This is a genomic window from Pseudoalteromonas denitrificans DSM 6059 (genome assembly GCF_900112265.1).
Taxonomy (GTDB): domain Bacteria; phylum Pseudomonadota; class Gammaproteobacteria; order Enterobacterales; family Alteromonadaceae; genus Pseudoalteromonas; species Pseudoalteromonas denitrificans.
In genome coordinates, this window is sequence record NZ_FOLO01000032.1 from 40,769 (window position 1) to 61,435 (window position 20,667).

The following is a 20,667-nucleotide window of genomic DNA, read 5'->3' on the forward strand; positions in this document are numbered from 1 at the left end:
TAAACCTAGGTAGAAATATTTATGGAAGCAGTACTCTTGTTGTATATTTAGACCATTTTAAATGGTCATATAATTAATGGAATTTAAATATTCTTCACAGGCTATTTACCATGATTCATTAAATTGTTCCAATTGGTGCCAGCATTTAATATTTCTTTCATATCAAAAGACAAGCGGTGGATTGTATGGCAATTGGCACAGGCTTGTACTGCAAATGTGCCTAAAGCGCGGCCTTGTTGTTTTAAAGTACCTGTATTGAGGTGGGTTTTAAGCTGTAATAGCGTTTTTTTCATTTGGGCGCTTGGATAGGTTTGCTTTTTATTTTTATGACAATTTATGCAGGTTTTTCCTAATTCTATTATGCCTGACTCTAAATTATGAAAACTTTCATTTGCGATATCTTTCATGTTATCAGCTGAAGCTATTTTAATTTGGTTTACTGTGTGGCTGAGCTTCTTCATGTGAGATGAATAAGCTTTTGAATTGACTTGTAATTTAGAAAAGTCAGGTGCTCTGTATTTAATTGCTGTGATTGCCCTATAATCATCATGGCAGTTATTGCATGTCTGTTCTATTTCTTTTAGATGAACATCGATTTCCTGATAGTTATTGTTTTTTACCTTGTTGTGCAATGCGCTAAGTGCATCTCTATCAATTTTTTTAGCCCACTGAGGCACCATAGTTGCAATTTTTATATAGTGTTCACTAAATTGTTTTGTCCATTTTTTTAAATTTTTCTCGTGTTTTATATCAGCATAAAATGCAATCGCTTGCATTTGCCTTCTAAGTTTAAACATATTGTGCAGCCATACTTGGCGTTTATTATGAGGTTTGTACCATTGTGCTAATGACTCCGGAGGCGATTTTATAATATTGATACTGTTTTTATGAAAAAATACAACACCTGAGATAACGACAATAACAATACATATAATAACAGCGGGGTAGATCGATTTCATATATTTTCCTAAAACTTTAACTTTGAATTCTAAATACAAAATGTGATGAATGTTTTTTATTCACCTCGTTTTAGCACTATCCCCAATCGAGTAGTCTATTTTGACCCTCAATTTTTAAAATTTCTGTAATATCCTGCGACATCTCAATGACACCTTTGTAGTTATCATCTTGATCTCTAATGGCAAAATAACGGATATGAATTTTACGGTCTTTAAAGTTGATCCAAAACTCAGCTGTATCTTGAGTTCCCTTTTTAAATTCTTCTAAAATTTGTAAAACGGTATCAACAGATTTTGGTGGGTGGCAGAATTTCACTTCGCGGCCTATGATCCCTGCTGAACGTGGAAAAACACGGTTTTCACCGCGATTATAAAAAATAACTTTGTCGTTTTCGTCAACATAGGTTAAATCTACAGGCATAAACTGAAGCATTAAATTCAGTTGTTCGGATGTCATATACCCTTCATTCAAACGAATTCTATCTGTAATTGAGAAGGGGAGTTGTCGGGTACGTCTGTCTTGTGAAGGGTGAACATAGGTTTCTTTAGGGTAAGGAGTTGGATCATTTTCTAGCATCCATCCTATTTCTAAATCACCTTCGCGCATTTCCTTCCAATCATCTTCACTGAGTAAATTTAAAGCATTTGGGAAAAGCCTATCTCTTTCAATTGTCATTAAGCGATTTAGCTCAAATGCAATATTGCTTAAAATTCTTGTTATATCTGTATAGGTTTTAGCGTCTATACAGGCTCTAATATCGCGAAATAAATCTCTAATTTGATCGTGAAATGCCCACATTCCTTGGCTTGGACTAGTCCAGCCATGCTTCTCAAGATAAGGAAATAGCTGATTCTCTTTTCGAGCAAAGTGTTTTTCTACCTGAGATAACTGATTAAATATGTTAAAAAACAATTCATAATCTTCTGCAATATCTATCTGAATAATCTGATATAACAAAGTTTCAATTAAATTATTTTCTTCAAAATAAACCTTTACCGGATGACCGTCAGGAAGTGTTTTTGCGTATTGAGGGAGAGTACTCATTTTTTTACCAGAATATTTTTAGATAATGTATTGTCTCTTTCAAAAAAGCTTATGATTTGTGATAGATCAAAATAAATGTGATTGAAGCGAAGCAGTTTTGTATTTTACGATGTAGATCAACTTCTTGTTTTATCGAAATATAGTGAGCTATTAATGCTGTTTCTTGAATTATAAGATTAGCTCTACCTCTTAATAATTTTCTGATATTGGCATTTTTGTCTGTTGCTACATCAAGACGTTTACCAAGTTCAAAGTTATGGTTAAGTATTAACCTTAAATAATTACAATCGTATCTATATAAAAAAGACCAGAAGCAAAAGTACCTGGTCTTATACTGAAAGTTTTAACTTATTTTAAAGTGTTCTTAAGTTATAAATTAGCGTGAGGTCCAAATACTTCATAGTGTATTCTTGATTCACAAATACCTAATTTAACCAAAGAGGTTTTAGCAAATTGCATAAAACCTACTGGGCCACACATGTAAAAATGTCCTGTATCAGTCGGTAGTTCGAGTGATGTAAAATCAATGAAACCTTGATGTATATTAGCTTCATCATTAATTTTGTCTTTATACCAGGTATTATGTTGCCATGCATGTTTATCACATAATTCTAATACTCTATGTTTAAATGAGTGCTGCTCATTATTTTCACAAGCATGGATATAGTGCACTTTTTGTTTATGTTGTTTATCTGACATTTGCTCTAACATTGCCTGCATAGGAGTTACACCCACACCGGCTGAAATTAGTACAACTGGTGACTGGCGATCTACAAAGAAAAAGTCACCTGCAGGTGCATGAATATCTACTAAATCACCTACTTTAACATTGTCATGCAAATGATTTGAAACCAAACCAGGGAACTGACCCTGTTCGCGTTTAACAGATATGCGATAAGTTTTACCGTTTGGTTTATTCGAGAGTGAATATTGACGAATCTCTACATTTTGTGCACCATTAGGTGTTAATTCAATGCCTAAATACTGGCCTACTTGATAATCAATTACATCGCAATTATCAATAGGTGCAAAGATAAAACTTGTGACTAATGCTGACTCATCAAGTTTCTCAATTACTTTAAATTGGCGTTTACCGCGCCAGCCTCCCTTAGTATTGGCTCTTTGTGTATAAAGTTCGTCTTCTCGACTAATGAAAATTTCAGCTAGAAATTGATATGCATTTGCCCATGCTTGCTCTATTTCTGCTGTGAAAGCATCGGGGGCTAATTCACGTAATGTTGCTAATAAATGATGGCCAACTATGTTGTAATGATCGGGCTGAATATTAAAGCTGGTATGCTTTTGCGCAATACGTTCTACAGCTGTTGTTAACGCAGCAAGGTTTTCGATATTTTTAGCATAAGCAGCTATGGCTTCAAACAATGCAACTTTTTGCTTCCCTGTATGTTGATTACTCATATTGAAAATATCTTTAAGTTCAGGGTTGTGTTTAAACATACGATTGTAAAAATATTCCGTAATTGCTGAACCAGCTTCTTCTAATAAAGGGATCGTGCTTTTTACTAAAGTAATATCTTTTTCAGTTAACATAAATGTTCCTAATTTAAATTATTAATTGATGCGTTTAGCAAATAAAATGGGTGAATATATAAAAATAAAGATCAAACTACTTGAAATCCAAAGCAATGCGCTCAGGTTCCACGCCAGTTGAATAATATTAAATAATGGTAAAATGGTACGAATGAGCACTGTTAAAATTAGTAATATAAAGGCAAGTATGAGTGCTTTATTTAATACCAAGGCTCTTCCTGTATGACCAAGAGATACACGACTCATCATTGCAAATACCATTAGACCAATCGCACCAATCGTGATCATATGAAGTGCATTACTAAATGGCATATTGATAAAAGTTAAATCAAAGTAGCTTAAACCTAATAATATTAACCCTAAAGCCATGAATAAATACGATAAATGCAGTGACCAAAGTAATGGTATCGGCAAGGTTTTTGTGCTTTTCCAAAAACTGAGCCTGATCAAATGTAAACCACCAGATAACAACATCAGAGGTGCAGGGGTAAAAGGGAGACTGATAAAAAAGCCTAAGATAAACACAAAAATGCCTGTTATTGATGCTGGCAGCAGCAATTTATCGATCCAAAGAGGAGACACTATTGCATCCGTTTTTGCACCATTTTGTGTGAAAAATGGGATCACACGACCACCCATAATGCCCATCAAGATCGTGAATAATAAAATACTGGCTCTAGATAAATGCATTGCCAGCTGTGTGAAACTCAACATATCAGCTAATAAAATGGTTAAATTCATTATCATCATGGCGCTAAGTAGTGGAATAAATAAATAATTTCTTTTATTTTTAGAACGGTACACCATAGAAACAAACACCACTATGCTCACGAACCACCAGAGCATTTGCAATACAATGGCAATGGCAATTGAAGTATTTGTATTGATATAAATGGCTGTTCTGACAGATAACCATAATACAGAAAGTAAAACCAAACTTTTGCCAGTGATACTAGGTTGTTTGGTCCAAGTTTTACCCGCTGTCAATATAAAACCTACGGCGACAGTGGCGGCAAAACCAAATATCATTTCATGTATATGCCACACTGTAGGTGTAAGTCCTGTTTGATTTAAAATTACAATATTATTTAATTGCAAAATCCAAATAGCTAAACTAAGCATTGATGCTGTAGTGCCAAAAATAAAAAAAGGGCGAAAAGCAAGCTCAAAAAAGCTGTGTTCGAACACCTTACTTAATGAATTTTTATTTTCATTGTGTTTAAAACTTTGGTTTTCTTGTTTATATTTCAACATCATTAACTCAGGATCATGAATTTCCATCATATTAAAAAACCTTATAACCTAGCCCGTGTACACCGACACAACGTATGACATATCCCACTTTGAAAACTCCAGCAAAAACAATTGTGAAAATATGACCAGCAATCTGTACATACATATTGATTAAATGATCAAAACCGAATGTCATAGATAAACACAGTAATGTAATACATAAAGAAACCAGCATTAACCAATTACCGCCGATAATGCATTTTTGAAAATTGATTTGTGTTTTATTAAAACCAAAACTGTTATCAATAAAAAATTGTGAATACATAATTTTCCAACTATTTTTAATTACTTATGATTATTAAATAGCAAAAGCAGTGCCAGTTTTATTAATTGTTAAATATCAGTATGTTGAGTTATTTTGGGTTTATGTTGTAGTCATTTTGACTGCACATTTCGTGTTGTCAAAGTGACTTTCTAGAGTCGTTTAGACTGCATTGTTTGAGTGTAAATAGGTCTACGCGAACGAGTTGTAACTAAAGGGTTGGTTTGGATCAGTATTTTTATACATATCTCAAAAAAGGCTTCAACTATTATTTATTTTAAATACTAGCCTTGTGTTTTTGGATTTATTTTATGACTTCCTTGTCATAGTCGTGATAAAAAATATAAGACTTGTTATTTTTTAATTAAGCCTAATTGCGTTTCTAAATAATCAAGCATGACTCTGACTTTAGGTGTTACACCACGTCTGCTGGCAAAAATGGCATATAAATTAATGGATTGTCCATGCCACTGCTCAATTACTGGAACAAGTTTATTATTTTTAATATCTGTTTGGCATAAATAGTCAGGCAACAAAGCGATCCCTGCACCCGCTAATGTCATTTGATAAATGACATTAAAATCATCACTTTTAAATATAGGAGTAATGTTTACTATTTTATTATCGGTAAAATTACTTAACTCCCAGACAGGCTTTTGTGAAACAGCATTCATAAATAAACATTTATGCTGGGGCAAATTATGTATTGTGATATTTATAGCTTGGTTATTCTTTATATACGCTGGACTTGCATATAGTTTTAATTGTGTATTCAGTAGCTTTTTTGAAATTAAGCTAGAGTCGGAAGACTCTCCCACTCTAAGGACTAAATCATAACCTTCTTCAATAATATCAACCCTACGGTTTGTTAATTTTAATTCGATATTAATTTCTGGATAGACTTGGTTAAATTTTGTTAGTAGGGGAGCGAGTACACTTTGCCCTATGGTTACAGATGCGCATATTCTTAAATTACCTCTAGGGGCGACAGCCATATTTTCTATACATGAATTTGCACTGAGTAGCTCTTCTTTTATACGAATACAATGTTCAAAATAGACTTGTCCAATTTCAGTTAAATGTAGAGAGCGTGTAGAACGCTCTAATAGTCTAATACCAAGAGAATGTTCTAGACGTGAGACTTTTCTACTGATATTTGACTTTGGTAGTGCGAGTGCCTCTGCGGCTAATGTAAAACTCCCCTGTTCTACAACGGTTAAAAATACCATCATGTCATTTAAATTTGTCAAATTGTTACCTTAAATAGAACGCAAAGTTGCTTTTTTGCTTATTTATCTCATTTACGATCTAAACTATTCTTTATTTCAAATTATGACAAGAGAAATTATGTGGAGTAGGCGATGGAAATTTTAACTTTTGATGAATTAGCACAAGGTGGTTTTGCTGGATTAACCGAGCGGCAATTTGTTACTGACAGACGTGTATTTAAAAACCCAAGACATAATAATACTTTTGATGGTATCGGGGGCTTTGTATATCTTGCTGATGCCAATTTTTTACCCCTAGGTGAAACCGGTATGCATGGTCACAGAGAAGTTGATGTCATTTCTGTCATGGTTGAAGGACAAGTAAGTCACGCTGGTTCTTTAGAGCATGGTCAAACATTAATGGCAGGCAGTGTTCAAGTACAAAGAGCTGGTGGTGAAGGTTTTAAACATAATGAAATAAACCCTAATGATCAGGAGAATCATATGATCCAATTATGGGTTATGCCAGATCAACAAGGCGAAGCCGCAGGTTATAAAATTTATCAGCCTAGCATGGGTGAACTGACGCGTGTTTATGGCGGTGATAAAAATCAAGAGGATACTTTTTATAGTAAAACATCAATTGATGTATTAATGGCGAAAACAGGTCAAACCTTCGTTAAAGAAGGTCCTGTAATGGCTTATATAAGCAAAGGCCATGGTTTTATCAATGGTAAAAAAATTGAAGCGAGGACTTTGATAAAAAGTGAGAGTGCAGTGACTTTTGAAGCAAAAAGTGACGCACAAGTCATCTTTATTTATACAGATTAACATAATTTAACTGAAAACTTAACAGAGAGTAATAATATGAATTCAATACAAAAAGCCGAATTTTTAACACCAAATAATGCTGTGCTTGCTATGATAGATCATCAAACAGGCTTGATGTCATGCGTAGGGGATGAACACCCAACAGTACTAAAAAATAATATTCTTGGCCTATGCAATACCGTAAAAGCAGTTGGTATGCCATCTGTGATCACAGCCAGTTTACCAGAAGGGCCAAATGGTCCCGTCATGCCTGAGATTGTAGATGTATTAAAAGGGCAGGTGATCGAACGTGAAGGTCAAATTAATGCGTGGCATAGTGATGCTTTTAAAAATGCGATAAAAGCAACAGGCCGAAAAAAAATAATTATGGCAGGTATCGTTACAGATGTATGTTTATTATTTCCAGCTTTGTCGGCTGTTGCTGAAGGTTATGATGTATATGCTGTGATTGATGCATCTGGCACATGGAACAAAACGGTTCAAGAAGTCACTATACATAGATTAACGCAAGCAGGTGTTAAGGTGACAACATGGGCTTCTGTATTAGCTGAAATTATGCATGATTGGCGAAGCCCCTATGGTGAAGTTTTAGGTCAGGTATTAACACATCATACAACACCTTATGGTTATGTTATGAACAGCCACTTTTCAAAATAAATAAATTTCCCAATCAGTTTAATCACCCTAGATTTAAAAGTGATTGGGAGCATCTTTTTAGGAAAAATATGAATAAATCTTTAAATCGACATGTTATGGCATTTATTACTTTTATATTATTATTGCCTCTTGTGTATTATATACCTGCATTTGTAGCAAAAAATGTCAGTGATAATGATCTTTACATTACGATTATTTCAGTTGCGATTATTGTACCTGTACTGACATATATCTTAATACCTTTAGTAACTAGGCTAATATATTTATTAGTTACAAAGGTCACAAAAAATTAATTAGGATAACTGTTTAGTAAAAAATTCATAAAAACATTTTACTCTGGCACTATGTTTTAAATCTCTATGATAAACAAACCACATTGACTCTTGAGTAATGGGTAAGTTTATGGGTACTTTAATTAAAGATGTATTCATGATTGCTTGAGAGTCTCCTAAAGGTCCAATACCCATACCTGCAATGACAGCTTGATTGACATCGGGAAAATGGTTACTTTGAAATATAATTTTATCTTTATCAATATTATCAACGATATGGCGAATAAAGGGTATGCGATATTTGTCTGAAGTGGGTAATACCCATAAATGCTTATTCAACTCCTCTATTGATTTAGGTGTGCCAAAACTGTCTATATAAGATTGTGCTGCATAATAAGACGTTGCTAATTTAGTGAGTTCTCTCACAATCAAATCAGGGCCATTAGGTTTAGGACCTGCGCGAAGTGAAACATGTGCGGCGCCTGATTCTAAAGGTACAATATCATCAGTTGACAATACCTTTATGCGGATCAGGGGGTAACTATCTCTAAACTCTTTTAGAATGGGTGTTAGTTGAGCAGAAAATGAACTCAAAGTTGTGATCCTAAGCTCCCCACTTATTTGTCCTTCTACATTGTGTAGTCTATTTTCTAATCGTGAAAACTGTGCAATTAAATCAGGTAACTCATCCATAAGTACACTTCCAGCATCTGTGAGTTGATAGCCCCTTTGATGTCGAATAAATAGTTTAATCTCTAATGCATTTTCAAGTCTGTTTACATGCCTAAGTACTGTGGCATGGTTCATTTCAAGTGTTTTCCCTGCCTGGCTTAAAGTGCCATCAATGGCTACCTGATAAGCAACCTTGTAGTCGTCCCAAGAAATTCCTTTCATTATATCGATACCAGTTGTGCAAATATGCACAATAGTTTCTCATTTAATGATATTTTTTAATAGTAATAAATCTTTTATTATAGGCACAACAGAAACGAGGTAAATAAAATGTTTAAGAATACAAATACATCCTACGGCTTAATTTCCATTTCAATTCATTGGCTTATGGCTTTTGCCATTTTTGGTTTATTTGGTTTAGGTTTGTATATGGTTGAATTGAGTTATTATGATGCTTGGTACAAAGGGTCTTTAGATTTACATAAAAGCATTGGTATGATTTTGGTTGGATTTTTAATCGCGAGGGTGTGTTGGACAGTTTTTAACATTAAACCTCAAAGTGCAGTGAAAAATGCCAGCAATTTTGAAATCAAATCGGCACACATTGCACATATTGCACTCTATATTCTAATGATAGTATTGATGTTGAGTGGTTATTTAATATCTACGGCAGACGGTCGGGATATTGATGTATTTGGCTTGCTCTCTATCCCTGCATTATCAGTGACGATAGAAAATCAAGAAGATATTGCAGGCAGTATTCATAATATTTTGGCTTGGAGTCTGGTATCACTGGCTGGGATACATGGCTTGGCTGCTCTTAAACATCATTTTATTAACAAAAACGATACTTTAAAACGCATGTTGAAAATTTCAACTGCAAAAAATGAGAAATACATAAACGAATAATTAAGGTAATTCAGATGAAAAATAAATTTATATCAACAGCGATTTTAGCGGGTTCACTTATTTTAGGCGCAACATCTTTAACAACACAGGCAGCTGATTATAAAGTTGATGTGGAAGGTGCGCATGCATTTAAATACGACACTGCATAAAAAAGGTAACATTCTCATTTGACGAAAACTTTATCCTTATCTATATTTTAATTGGTCACTTTTAAAATAGGTAAGTTTAATGGCAAAGAAAAAATCACAACGAGTAACCACTTCTAAAGCAGCGAACACAACAAATGTTTCGACCGTACACTCAAAAACAAGTCTGCCTCCGTATCAGCGGATATTAAAAGCTGAACAGTTTTATTTATTCTTTGAAAATAGAACGCCTGAGGATGACCAACATATAAAAACTAATCATTGCAGTGTTAAAAGGTCATTTAAAATTGTATCGGATGGTAAAGAGTTGGTTGGTGAAGAATTTGCCAAAACTTTTGCTCGCTTGGTAATAAAACAATATCCAGCAATAAAATCAAAAATAGTAAAAATCTCCAAAATGATTGAGCGTCTTTTTGTTTTTGTATCAAATTCTGATGATATTAAAAAAATTGAAGACATTTCATTTTATCACATTAAGAAGCATTTGAATGAACTCCAAATAAAAAGTGTATCTGGCGAGAAATCGAGTTTACGGATTTTATTTGATGCACACCCACATTTAAAGTCGCTCAAGATTGAATTGATAAATGTTGGAACTGGCAGGGAGAGGCTTGAAACATTAACGCGTGAGGTTACAGTTGAGGATATCGATGATTTTTCTGAGGAGCATAAGGATTATTCCGACAAAGTTTTATTTCAGCTATTAGCTTCCAGCTACTACGAATTAGAGTTATGGCAAGAACGTTACACGCACATGATGTCATTAACGCAAGAGGCTTTAGGAGGTGACTATATCGAAAGGCCAAAAATGGCATGTAAAACAACCTATAGGTTATTAACGTCAGGTGAGATTGGTCATCAAAAGTTATTTGAAAATCTACTTTATTATAATAAAAAAGTGCGTTTATCAGAATACATTGAAAAATATACGCAAGATAATTTTAGAAACCATTTAAATAAAGCAGTATTAGGTCAACAATACGAGGGTAAAGGTACTGAGTATTATTATAAATTCAAAGCTTTTTTACAGCAAAAAATGTGGTCAGCGTTAAACTCCAAATCAGATAATTTTAATAAGTTCTTTAAATTAGAGTCTCAACACTGGCAAGTAGTATTAGTGCTTTATTTTATGCTCAACACAGGTGTTAATCGTGAAGTGGCGTTATCAATACGTATGCGTTACAAAAAAAATAACACGCCTTGGTCTGAAAACTATAGTGATTTATTGCGTAACAATAGCCCTAATGAGCGCCAAATTGAGGTTGTTGGCAGAAAAAACAAAACTTCCATTGATATTCCAATCATAATCTCAATTAGTTCTCCGCTCTTTAAATATATGCAGTTTTATGATGAAGCGATTGGCGACCCAAATAGAGAGTTTTTTTTCGATATTTCAACTGATATGTTGCGGAACAGGTTGGTAGATTTTTGCCAATATTTTGCAATTACGGATGATAATAATGAACCGTTAACCTCTATTGAAACCATGCGTATTCGTAAAAGCTTCATCGGCAGTGAAACGGTGCGCCTTCTGGAAGGTGTGAATACACCTGATGAATTGATATACCTACTTAAAAATGCAGCAAATCATAAGGATTTTGATACAACATGGTTTTCCTACATATCACATACAGGTAGAGGCACAACGGCCATTAATGCGGCGATTGTAGCATTGCAGAGCAAAATGATAGATAGTGCCTTGAATTTCAAAGGAAAAATAAAATCTGATGAAGAACGAGATACTGGCAAAAACCTTGCTGTATATTTATGCGACTGTACCGACAATACTGACCCTACGCACGATTATCCAATTGCTGGACGATGCCACAAATATGATATGTGTCTGGGTTGCGAGCGTAGTGAAGTATACGCCGAACATATCAGGCTTATCTGTTATCGCGTCATGCAGTATGACCAATTTGCAAAAAACAACTCTCAGTTCAAAACATTAGTTGAAGATCGCCGCTTAATCGCCCTCGATGCATTAGAATGTTTTCGCAATCAACACATGAATGGCGAATTAATTTACGATAACGGCTATCAATCAGCAACTGACGCGATACGAAATGGCGAACAATTACTCCCCGATATTATACAGTTGAATTAAGGATAAAGGATTAGATTATGGTCATTCAAACACATACATCGCCAGTAACCATTACGGATAATGATGACTCTCTGCGCCAGAGAGGTTTACAGCAGTGGCAGTTGCTCGATGCGATTGTTCTTGAATACCGAGATAAAAAAATGTCGTTTTTGCGAGAAGTCGTTGATGATCAAAGTGGTGTTGAACGCTCTCCTAAATTTATGGATGATATTTGGTATCTGAAAGAACCAGGCTCAGGTAAGACTTCGATAAACTTTTCTGATTGGTTTCCTAAGCGTGAGCAGTTCCCGTTAGCGATTTTAATGCGTGTTCTTTTTTATGAAATGAATGAGCAATGCAAATTAAGTTGCAGCACAATTAGATCTCATATGGGTGTTTTTTTGTCATATTTGGTTAATCATGAAATGTGTAGTGATATATTTACAGCCTTTCGCAATCAGCCGTTTTCAACATTTTTAATGCTCGATACTTATTTGGTCAATATGATAATACAGCTAGGTGTAAATCGTTCAGTTTTAGGCACAAAACAAGTTTGTAATTTTTTAAAGAACATTTCAGTTCTAAAGCTCAGTGATGCCGCTGCATATTTAACTAAAGGGTTACAACTGCCGTGGTTAAATGAGGGGATTACGATAGAGGAATATGTAAATAGGAATGCAACTGCTGAAAAAATTGCTAAAACAGAGGGATATTATCCACCCATCCCATTTGAGACTGTTTCTCATATTGTTAAACATACTACACCGTTTGTTGAGCTACATTTTGAAAGTTTATGTGAGTTTTTTACTGAACTACGGCAACAGTATGAAAAGTGCGAACGCTGGGATTACTACTGTAAATCAAAAATATTTACAGAGTTCGTTCTACAGTATCAAACAACTATCGAATACTTCTTGCCAATAAAATTTGCCTATGCCTCAGCAAAGGGGGTGAGGTATGTTATGACCTCCTGCCTGACAGAATTAATGACTCTCGCCAAAAGCAGCTGCGCTTGGATAATTTTACTAACAACAGGTCTTCGTAATATCGATATGCGTAAATTGCGAATTGGTTGCTCTAAACAATCAAAAAAAGATAAAAGCATTTATTGGTTACTGTGTTACATGGAGAAAACAAAGTTAACTGATGTATTACCCATCCCAGAGATAACTCATAAGGCGATTAAATTGTTAGAGTGTTTGCGGTGGGATAGCGATTCCACTGCTCTTGTAACAACTCACCTCAAGCAAGATAGAAAGGATACGCGAGTATTAGAGTCGCATGAAATAGGCATGCTAAAGAGTGGTGCTAGTTTCAATAAATTGCTGAAAGCGTTGCCAAACCATTATGAGTTTTCGATTGCAAACGTCGAGGATGAAGATTCAGAGGCGACTGCACACTGTATCAGAACAACATTGGCTGGATATATCGGCGAACATTCAAGTGCCGCAATTTTATTATTGAAAAAATTATTTGGGCACTCAAATGCATTAATGCCAGAGCAGTATCTACGAAATAACAAACTCATTCAGAACAGACGAAAAAAATTGATCATTGAACACACTAAGACACTCGCAAAAAAAATCACTTCAAATGTTATTAATGGCACTGTTGGCGGTCAGGCTGGTGATAATATGAAAGCCAATGTAGAAAGGTTCAGGGAGGGGATAAAAGAAGAGACTCAGTTAAAAAATGAAAGCCTGAATGAAGTTCAACTCATGCAAAAACTAGAACAACGCTTGTTTGGAATCATTTATGGTTACATTCATGATGAACAAATACACGCATTTATCACTCCGATGTCAGTCGTATGTATGCGTGCAACCAGTGATGGTTCTGACAGTCCATGTGCAGCACACAAAAATCATCAAGACCGCAAAGCGAGCAATATAAAGAAATCGATTACAGATGCTTTAGCAAATCTACCAGATCCAAGTAACTGCGTTGGTATTAAATGTGCCGATGCGCTCATGTTAGCTGATGTGAGCGAACCCATTCTGAAAAGCTTTGAATTTTATCTAAAAGTGACTAAATCTGATGATAACAGCCCTCAGGTATTGAAAGAGCAGGCAGAAATGTTTGTGCACGTCTATAAAGAGCCGCTAATACAGGTATTCAATGAACGGATGATGGAGTTACTGGATGCCTAATAAAAATGAAGAAATTTTAACTGCAAAAGGTTCTGAAGCTCAAAAAAAATATGATAAACGTAGTCATGAAGAGCGGATTCTGGCATTGAGGGATGCATTATCAGATTTGAAATATGAAGCTTTAATACAGAATAAAAAAACGATTGCATCTGCTGCACAAGTGCTTGATCGGGCGAGAGTTCCAAAAACCTATTTTTATAGTAGAACAGCACTGAAAGATAAGGATATTCTTAAGCGTTACACCGATGTTAGGGATGAAATTAATCATTTTCAGGAAAATTTTGATGAATTATCTGAAGACTCACCGTTAATTAAGTTACAGAAAAAATTAAATATATTTGAAGAGCGGTTAGCAAACATATCTGCTCAGTTACAACAGTCCCGCGTAGACAATATTTCACTGCAAAACCGATTGGAACACAACAAAAGCAAGTTACAAGAGCAGGAAGATGTGCATCTTGAGAAAATAGCAATAGATGTCGCTCATGCTGGAAAAACGTCTAACATCATACACTTTTCAGCTCCCATTATAATTTCACCAGATCAGTATTTAATAAAAAATAATCGATATTACTTTGATGATGTAAATTTACGTAACAAAGCATGGAAAAAAACAAAAAATGAATTAAAGCAAGCGCTTAATCGCAAGGTGCCAACGAGAGTTTATATGTTAATGGGATCGCCTTGTGCAGGCAAAACCGAATGGTCTAAACGAAGTGATGTGTATTCCCAAGACCGCCATGCTGTTGTGATTGATGCAACTAATTTGACTAGATATGACAGATTAGAGTGGTTTGAAATTATCAATTTGTATGTGCAAAACTCAGATATCAGGATATGCGCAGTCATTTTTGATACCGATGAGTATCAGTTGCTATATCGTAACGAATCACGAGAGTCAGATAAAAAAATGGACGATAAATTAATAATTGAAAAGCTGGAGAAGTTTGAGTGGCCTGATTTACAAACAGAAATGTTCGATGAGGTGGAGATGGTGCGTTATGAGCAATAAATTACAATTAATTGAACAATATAATGATGGCAGCATTGGTAAAACAGCACTTGGTCAATTACGAAGAATGATGTTGAACGCAGTGTTATCAGATATATCACGACTCCCAGATAATGAAGTGATTAAATATTTAAACAAAAAACGTTCTAAGATTGAGCTTAAAAGCATTGCTGACAAGGTTGGTTATGGCATAGAGCCAGTTAATATACGTCAAACATTTAAGGCCGAAATATCTGGTTTTACCCAAGAGCTGATTAAACGTGGGTTACTGAAAGTTGGCGAGAAAAGTAGCGTTGAGCGTAACTCTGAAACAGTTACTGCACTAAAGGAGTTTATTACTAAACGACTTCAAAATGAAAAATACGAATGGCCTGTAAATCTTAAAGGGTTGTTATATCGAAAGGCTTTATGGGCATATTTTCTAGACACCCCCGTCGATGAGGTTAAATATGTCTCACCGTTATTTAGTCGTGATGATGAAGTAAGGGAATTACTTGAAGTGATTGATATAAAAATTGTAAATGGTGAGGTTAAAACTATTAGCTATGTGGCTGATTCTGCACTAGATGAGATGCAGGATACGATGACATCGCGCGCATTATCAACTCTTCGTCAGGAAATGATAAAAACACAGAACAAACTGATGGCTAGCAAAGAAGAAAACCGACAACTAAAACGGGAAATAAAACAGTACGAAGAAGAGAAAAAACGGATGTTAACTAATAATAAATCAGCTTTTAAGGCAGGGAGCATACATTAATGCGAATAAGCGGTGTTGTTAAGGCTATTGTATATGAATCTAAAAAAATGCAGGTGATCAGCTTTGAAACTAAAGGTGAAAATATTAAAGTTGTTTCCTGGCAGCCTTATTTATTTGTAGAGTTACATGACTATGTCAGTATCACAGGAGAAATGGAATTTACTGAATATGGTTCACAATTAGTGGTTTCGGATGCTGACTATACACCACCAACCCATGCCCTTATCAGTGATTTTGTTTGTTCAACAGTGGGTGTAGGTAGCGCCACAGCAGACAGGCTGTTAGTTCATTTTAATGATAATTTGATAAATAGAATTGAGTCACATGACGTTGACGCTTTATGTGCTGTCCCTCGTGTTTCCAGAGCGCTTGCAACCGCAATTTGCAATAAGTGGACAGAACAAACTGGTAAAGTTCAATTAATCCAATTTATGCAGGAGGTTTTATCACAATCAACTCCTAAATATCGCAACGACCTGCGTTTTGCCGCTAAAAAGGCATACCAAGCCTATTCAGACCAAACAGTAAAAAAATTAAAAGAAGATCCTTTTCGAATTTGGGCATTTTCAGATTTTAAAAAAGCTTCCTGCTTTGCAAACGCAATGGGGATTTTAGATGACGATCCTAGAAGATTAATGTGTGCGGTTGAGGAGGTGCTGTATTCCCAATTAAATGATGGAAATACGGTAGTCAAAACGGACACTCTGCTAAATGAATTAAGTAAACTGCTTAAGGATGGGACTTTAGCAAATAATTCACTAGATATTGCCATTGCAGATGTTCTCAATAATGGGACTCGTATTGCGATAACTAACATAAACGATAACCCCAAATTTGCACTTGCTACAGCAGCAATCATGGAAAATTATGTTGCCGAACAATTGAGAGGCAGGATAAACAACAATCCATTGCCAATTATTGTTAGTGATTCTGAAATTGATAAATATTTGCTGCCTTCTAAACATAACCTATCCACAGAGCAAAAAAATGCAGTGCAACTGATTTTAAATAATGCAGTCACGCTTGTGAGTGGCGGTGCTGGGACTGGTAAAACGAGCGTTTTATACTGCGTTAATGAAATGATAAAAATGGCTGGAAACAATGTATTACAGGTTGCCTTATCAGGTAAAGCCTCCCAACGATTAATGCAGCAAACTGCCGATGATGCCTTTACGATTGCATCCCTACTGAATAAGGTCGATATAAACCCTGATTTTTTAGATGCATACACAATGCCTGTTGTACATATCGATGAGGCCAGTATGGTTGATCTGCAATCAATGTATCGATTGCTACAAATATTTGAGGGCAGACCGCTTCGACTTGTTTTTATAGGGGATTGGGCGCAATTACCGCCCGTCGGAGCTGGGTTGATTTTTCACAAATTGATGCACTGCAAGCAGGTATGTTCGATTGAATTAACTGAAAATTTTCGAAGTCATAGTGGTATCAATACCGTAGCACAGAGTATTAAAAATGGAGTGTTGTTTGATGCAAATAAGAATGTCGAAATCATTGAATACGCACATCAAGATGAATTATTAAATCTCCTTGAACATCAGTATTATATCAATACATACAATAACAATGAGGCGCATATAATAGCGCCTCTAAAAAGCACTGTAGCTAAGATTAACACTCGTATACATAAATCATTTTCCCAAAACAGAGTTATTGTCAAAATTTCACAGCAGTTCCGCATTGGTGATGTCGTTATTTACAAAAAAAATAATAAACACATTGGTTTGGTAAACGGTAGCACCGGAGTCATCATCGGGCAAACAGATATGACAATGGTGGTTAATTTTGGTGTCGAAGGCATCGTCTACCTAAATATCGATGAAATTTTAGATAATGAAAAAGGGCAGTATTTTTTACAGTTTGCTTATGCACTGACATGCCATTCTAGCCAAGGTTCTGAATTCGATACTGCAATCGTTGTTGTTGAAGACTTTAAAATGGTAGAGCGCAGCTGGCTATACACAGCCGTTACTCGTGCGAAAAAAAAAGTTGTGATACTTACACCCGATAATGCCATTTTAAATGTACTAAATCGAGGGTTTGCGTTTGAACAAATTCAAGTCGGGTTTGAATTATGAAAATAGAACTATTTAACCATAAAAGCCTAACCATGCCCGTTCCATTTTTTGTTGAGACAAATGAAGTTGCTTTAGAACTGGTAGATTTCATAGCAATGAGGGACTTACATCCACAAAAAATTCATAAGCTGTATCGGAAGGCTAAAACAAAGCGATTAACGGATATATTGCAGCGTGTTGTCTATTTTATTAATCAATTAGCTGCTCAAGAATATGAATTTATGGATGATGGAAGAAATAAAAAAGGAGTTGGTATAGATTATCGAACTGCCAACTATGAAAATAACATGAAACCACTTATTGATACGTTACGTAAGGGGGAATTGTCAGAAGAGTCTGGTGAATTTGAGGGGGCTTGGAAAGAAGAATCTTTGGAGCAATATGTAAAAGACTGGAGAGCATTTTATCGGTATCTAACTTATCGTGGAATAGATCATAATATGTTTATGCCAGATACTATTGAAAAAGAATATAAACCTAATCAAGATAGTAATCTTTTGTCACATACATCATATGATAATTCCCAAACAGGTGAGGAGGAAACTGCGATTGACTCCAGATTAAAAGCGAAAAAAGAAAATTATTCTGAGGATGTAATCTCGATTGAGCAGTTTCAAAAATTATATAAGGAACTCTCTGAAGACGATGAAGTTTATGCAGCAATGGCTTTCGCAGATATCACGACATTTCTTAGAGTGAGTGCATTAACGAATGATTTTCCACTTTTTCAGACACAATTAAACCCAAAATTTAAACCTTACCCTGTTGCAGTACGTGATTCGAAAATTCGTAGTGAGATATATGAGTCCCAATATATATTTTACAATAATAAAGGTGGAACAGTTAAAAAATGTATTCTTACCGCAGATGTTCATCAGGAAATCCATGAGAAATATATTAATTCAAAGATAGTGAATTATGCCGAACGACAGAGTAATTTTGAGGATTATTACTGTAAAAAGAAATATGCAAAACAGCGTGATATTACAAAAGATATGAGGTTTAGCTGGTTAAAACGTAATGGAACACCTGTCACTGTCAGGGATTATCAACGAGCATTAACGCGAGCTGGTGAAAAAATAGGTATAGATATGCACCCGCATATGCTGCGTCATACAGGGGCAACTCAGGTAGTTTATGAAGCACTTTGTAGTATCACAGGGAACACTGAGTTTAGTGCAGTTAATGAGATGGTAGCTAGTGATGTTCATAAAATTGTTCAAATGCAACTTGGGCATAAAGATATCGAAACGACTTTATTATATATTCGTACAATAGAAAAATTCACAAAGGAAGCAAAATTGACTTACTTAATCAACAAGGTGATGTCTAAAGGTGAAGGAGAAAAAGATTTACTGCTGAATAAATGCTTTAAAAAAGGTCTTGATGCATGGAAAAAAGCTGTTTAGTTATAGTAGCTCATATAGTGGATTTAGTGAATTAGCCAAACGGTTCTACCCTGAAGTTCCAGCAGGTATTTCTATTCAAAATAATGAAGGCAATAACCAAGAGCGGTTTAATATTAGCTTTAAAATTCAAAATGATGCTTCGGATGGAATAAATGAAGTTAAGATCTTTTGTTACGATCTAAATAACTTAATTAACTCCTCGGTGAATAGTTTTCAAAGTGTATTCCATGATAGTCGTATGTTTAGTGATATTGACCAAGACAAAGAGCTATATTGTTACAACAAAGTCATGCACTAACAAAAGCTTTAGGTTTACAATATATTGCAACAATAAACGAAGACCAATTATTGACCCTTAGAAATACTCTTTCTGATGGCGAGTATGAAGAAATATTTGAAAAAATCACATTAGAATTAAAAGGTGACTCTCCAGAGCCAAAACTAGTAGGTATTCAAATAGATATGCAATAAGAAAAAGATTAAATATCCCCTTTCAAAGCCAGCGGAAGATGGTTTTCTTCTGTATTAGTAGTTAAATTTTCATACGCCCTCGCTACCGTAATAGTGCTTATTGTCATTATATCGGCAGTATTCAGCCATAATAGTGACAATAAGCACTATTACGTAAGCCAGAAATATCACCAATTCGTCAACAAATGTTTAAATCGTTAATAGTTTTCCATTTGTGCGGACTCGTGGTCAATTGTAAACGGATGAGAAGTCCCAACAGTGCGGAATCTTCAATGGGCATTAAACTTCTTTATGAGTGTTCACAATATTCAAACATTGAGCATTATATTTCTGATTATCGGAATTAAAATTGATATTAAACTATTTGATTGATTTTATAGATAGAGCAATGAATTTAATATTATATCTAATGGCAGCTTTAGACTCATCGCTGACCTAATCAATTGTACGATTAGGTCAAGTCTAAAATTGGAAAGTGTGTTAACACCAAGCGACTTTGTCGTATCTTAATTACCAAGCGATTCTGTCGTAGTCGCTAATTACCAAGCGATTCTGTCGTAGTCGCTAATTACCAAGCGATTCTGTCGTAGTCGCTAATTACCAAGGGAAACTGTCGATCTCTTTTTATACATCTCTGTTAGTGTTATTTCTTTTTAATACTAAGGGGGTGTTGAGGATGATTGTGATGGATTCTAAAGCTCAACTCACCGTTGATATCGTTGCTAAAGTTATCGAAGATAGAATAACAATTGCCAATGCGGCCAAATTACTCAGTAAGTCTCGGCGCACTATTGAGCGTTATGTAAAGGCCTATCAACAAGTCGGTATTCAGTTTGCTGTTCACGGTAATAATGGTAAGTCACCGCCAAATAAAA

General features: G+C 35.1%; 19 protein-coding genes and 1 pseudogene. 13 read left to right on the forward strand and 7 right to left on the reverse strand.

Annotated features, from left to right (window positions below; all coding sequences use genetic code 11):
* Positions 1–101: 101 nt before the first annotated feature.
* The 6 genes from BM088_RS17250 to BM088_RS17275 form a co-directional block, all read right to left on the reverse strand.
* The gene (locus tag BM088_RS17250) at positions 102–959 is read right to left on the reverse strand and encodes a cytochrome c (RefSeq protein WP_091987237.1); all 858 of its coding nucleotides are present in this window, start codon (positions 957–959) and stop codon (positions 102–104) included.
* Positions 960–1,035: 76 nt separating this feature from the next.
* Positions 1,036–2,004: a DUF438 domain-containing protein gene (locus BM088_RS17255; RefSeq protein WP_091987240.1), complete on the reverse strand. Its 969-nt coding sequence runs from the start codon at positions 2,002–2,004 to the stop codon at positions 1,036–1,038.
* A 369-nt stretch (positions 2,005–2,373) separates the two neighbouring features.
* The gene (hmpA, locus tag BM088_RS17260) at positions 2,374–3,555 is read right to left on the reverse strand and encodes an NO-inducible flavohemoprotein (protein WP_091987244.1); all 1,182 of its coding nucleotides are present in this window, start codon (positions 3,553–3,555) and stop codon (positions 2,374–2,376) included.
* Between the two features lie 21 nt (positions 3,556–3,576).
* Positions 3,577–4,839: an NnrS family protein gene (locus tag BM088_RS17265; RefSeq protein WP_245763849.1), complete on the reverse strand. Its 1,263-nt coding sequence runs from the start codon at positions 4,837–4,839 to the stop codon at positions 3,577–3,579.
* 1 nt (position 4,840) lies between these two features.
* Positions 4,841–5,113 (reverse strand): hypothetical protein, encoded by a 273-nt coding sequence (locus BM088_RS17270; RefSeq protein ID WP_091987247.1) that lies wholly within the window; start codon positions 5,111–5,113, stop codon positions 4,841–4,843.
* A 350-nt stretch (positions 5,114–5,463) separates the two neighbouring features.
* A complete protein-coding gene (locus BM088_RS17275; RefSeq protein WP_091987251.1) occupies positions 5,464–6,360 on the reverse strand; it encodes a LysR family transcriptional regulator in 897 nt (298 codons plus the stop codon).
* Between the two features lie 111 nt (positions 6,361–6,471).
* Between BM088_RS17275 and BM088_RS17280 the strand changes: the two genes are divergently transcribed.
* The 3 genes from BM088_RS17280 to BM088_RS17290 all read left to right on the forward strand — a co-directional run bounded on the left by BM088_RS17280 (position 6,472) and on the right by BM088_RS17290 (position 8,099).
* The gene (locus BM088_RS17280; RefSeq protein WP_091987255.1) at positions 6,472–7,149 is read left to right on the forward strand and encodes a pirin family protein; all 678 of its coding nucleotides are present in this window, start codon (positions 6,472–6,474) and stop codon (positions 7,147–7,149) included.
* Between the two features lie 36 nt (positions 7,150–7,185).
* Complete coding sequence (locus tag BM088_RS17285; RefSeq protein ID WP_091987259.1) at positions 7,186–7,806, forward strand: isochorismatase family protein; 621 nt, start codon at positions 7,186–7,188, stop codon at positions 7,804–7,806.
* 68 nt (positions 7,807–7,874) lie between these two features.
* Positions 7,875–8,099 (forward strand): putative antibiotic biosynthesis monooxygenase, encoded by a 225-nt coding sequence (locus tag BM088_RS17290; protein ID WP_091987263.1) that lies wholly within the window; start codon positions 7,875–7,877, stop codon positions 8,097–8,099.
* On the opposite strand, the gene BM088_RS17295 is transcribed toward BM088_RS17290, so the two are convergent.
* Positions 8,100–8,972: a LysR family transcriptional regulator gene (locus tag BM088_RS17295; protein ID WP_091987267.1), complete on the reverse strand. Its 873-nt coding sequence runs from the start codon at positions 8,970–8,972 to the stop codon at positions 8,100–8,102.
* 108 nt (positions 8,973–9,080) lie between these two features.
* On the opposite strand from BM088_RS17295, the gene BM088_RS17300 reads away from it, so the two are divergent.
* The 10 genes and pseudogenes from BM088_RS17300 to BM088_RS17345 form a co-directional block, all read left to right on the forward strand.
* Positions 9,081–9,659, forward strand: coding sequence for a cytochrome b (locus tag BM088_RS17300; protein ID WP_091987271.1), 579 nt, complete (start codon positions 9,081–9,083; stop codon positions 9,657–9,659).
* Between the two features lie 14 nt (positions 9,660–9,673).
* On the forward strand, positions 9,674–9,808 hold the full coding sequence (locus tag BM088_RS27920; protein WP_281247171.1) for a hypothetical protein: 135 nt from the start codon (positions 9,674–9,676) through the stop codon (positions 9,806–9,808).
* A 79-nt stretch (positions 9,809–9,887) separates the two neighbouring features.
* Positions 9,888–11,912, forward strand: a complete 2,025-nt coding sequence (locus BM088_RS17305) for a hypothetical protein (RefSeq protein WP_091987275.1) — start codon at positions 9,888–9,890, stop codon at positions 11,910–11,912.
* A 17-nt stretch (positions 11,913–11,929) separates the two neighbouring features.
* On the forward strand, positions 11,930–14,041 hold the full coding sequence (locus tag BM088_RS17310) for a site-specific integrase (RefSeq protein ID WP_091987278.1): 2,112 nt from the start codon (positions 11,930–11,932) through the stop codon (positions 14,039–14,041).
* Positions 14,034–15,053, forward strand: a complete 1,020-nt coding sequence (locus BM088_RS17315; protein ID WP_091987282.1) for an ATP-binding protein — start codon at positions 14,034–14,036, stop codon at positions 15,051–15,053. The genes BM088_RS17310 and BM088_RS17315 overlap by 8 nt, the downstream gene beginning before the upstream one ends.
* A complete protein-coding gene (locus tag BM088_RS17320) occupies positions 15,043–15,813 on the forward strand; it encodes a hypothetical protein (RefSeq protein ID WP_091987285.1) in 771 nt (256 codons plus the stop codon). Before BM088_RS17315 ends, BM088_RS17320 begins: the two co-directional genes overlap by 11 nt.
* On the forward strand, positions 15,813–17,912 hold the full coding sequence (locus tag BM088_RS17325; protein ID WP_091987288.1) for an ATP-dependent DNA helicase: 2,100 nt from the start codon (positions 15,813–15,815) through the stop codon (positions 17,910–17,912). The genes BM088_RS17320 and BM088_RS17325 overlap by 1 nt, the downstream gene beginning before the upstream one ends.
* Entirely contained in the window at positions 17,909–19,321 is a 1,413-nt protein-coding gene (locus BM088_RS17330) for a site-specific integrase (protein WP_091987292.1), read from the forward strand. Before BM088_RS17325 ends, BM088_RS17330 begins: the two co-directional genes overlap by 4 nt.
* Positions 19,299–19,792, forward strand: a pseudogene (locus BM088_RS28015) (DUF2326 domain-containing protein). The gene BM088_RS17330 and the pseudogene BM088_RS28015 overlap by 23 nt, the downstream one beginning before the upstream one ends.
* Positions 19,793–20,468: 676 nt before the next feature.
* On the forward strand, positions 20,469–20,667 hold a 199-nt coding region (locus tag BM088_RS17345), incomplete at its 3' end, for a helix-turn-helix domain-containing protein (protein ID WP_143085105.1).

Excerpts from the sequence above, each read along its gene's own strand:
- BM088_RS17325 (WP_091987288.1), top strand. The coding sequence starts at position 15,813 with ATGCGAATAAGCGGTGTTGTTAAGGCTATTGTATATGAATCTAAAAAA.
- BM088_RS17285 (WP_091987259.1), top strand. The coding sequence starts at position 7,186 with ATGAATTCAATACAAAAAGCCGAATTTTTAACACCAAATAATGCTGTG.
- BM088_RS17305 (WP_091987275.1), top strand. The coding sequence starts at position 9,888 with ATGGCAAAGAAAAAATCACAACGAGTAACCACTTCTAAAGCAGCGAAC.
- BM088_RS27920 (WP_281247171.1), top strand. The coding sequence starts at position 9,674 with ATGAAAAATAAATTTATATCAACAGCGATTTTAGCGGGTTCACTTATT.
- BM088_RS17250 (WP_091987237.1), bottom strand. The coding sequence starts at position 959 with ATGAAATCGATCTACCCCGCTGTTATTATATGTATTGTTATTGTCGTT.
- BM088_RS17295 (WP_091987267.1), bottom strand. The coding sequence starts at position 8,972 with ATGAAAGGAATTTCTTGGGACGACTACAAGGTTGCTTATCAGGTAGCC.
- BM088_RS17280 (WP_091987255.1), top strand. The coding sequence starts at position 6,472 with ATGGAAATTTTAACTTTTGATGAATTAGCACAAGGTGGTTTTGCTGGA.
- BM088_RS17270 (WP_091987247.1), bottom strand. The coding sequence starts at position 5,113 with ATGTATTCACAATTTTTTATTGATAACAGTTTTGGTTTTAATAAAACA.
- BM088_RS17310 (WP_091987278.1), top strand. The coding sequence starts at position 11,930 with ATGGTCATTCAAACACATACATCGCCAGTAACCATTACGGATAATGAT.
- BM088_RS17300 (WP_091987271.1), top strand. The coding sequence starts at position 9,081 with ATGTTTAAGAATACAAATACATCCTACGGCTTAATTTCCATTTCAATT.
- BM088_RS17290 (WP_091987263.1), top strand. The coding sequence starts at position 7,875 with ATGAATAAATCTTTAAATCGACATGTTATGGCATTTATTACTTTTATA.
- BM088_RS17265 (WP_245763849.1), bottom strand. The coding sequence starts at position 4,839 with ATGATGGAAATTCATGATCCTGAGTTAATGATGTTGAAATATAAACAA.
- BM088_RS17320 (WP_091987285.1), top strand. The coding sequence starts at position 15,043 with ATGAGCAATAAATTACAATTAATTGAACAATATAATGATGGCAGCATT.
- BM088_RS17330 (WP_091987292.1), top strand. The coding sequence starts at position 17,909 with ATGAAAATAGAACTATTTAACCATAAAAGCCTAACCATGCCCGTTCCA.
- hmpA (WP_091987244.1), bottom strand. The coding sequence starts at position 3,555 with ATGTTAACTGAAAAAGATATTACTTTAGTAAAAAGCACGATCCCTTTA.
- BM088_RS17255 (WP_091987240.1), bottom strand. The coding sequence starts at position 2,004 with ATGAGTACTCTCCCTCAATACGCAAAAACACTTCCTGACGGTCATCCG.
- BM088_RS17315 (WP_091987282.1), top strand. The coding sequence starts at position 14,034 with ATGCCTAATAAAAATGAAGAAATTTTAACTGCAAAAGGTTCTGAAGCT.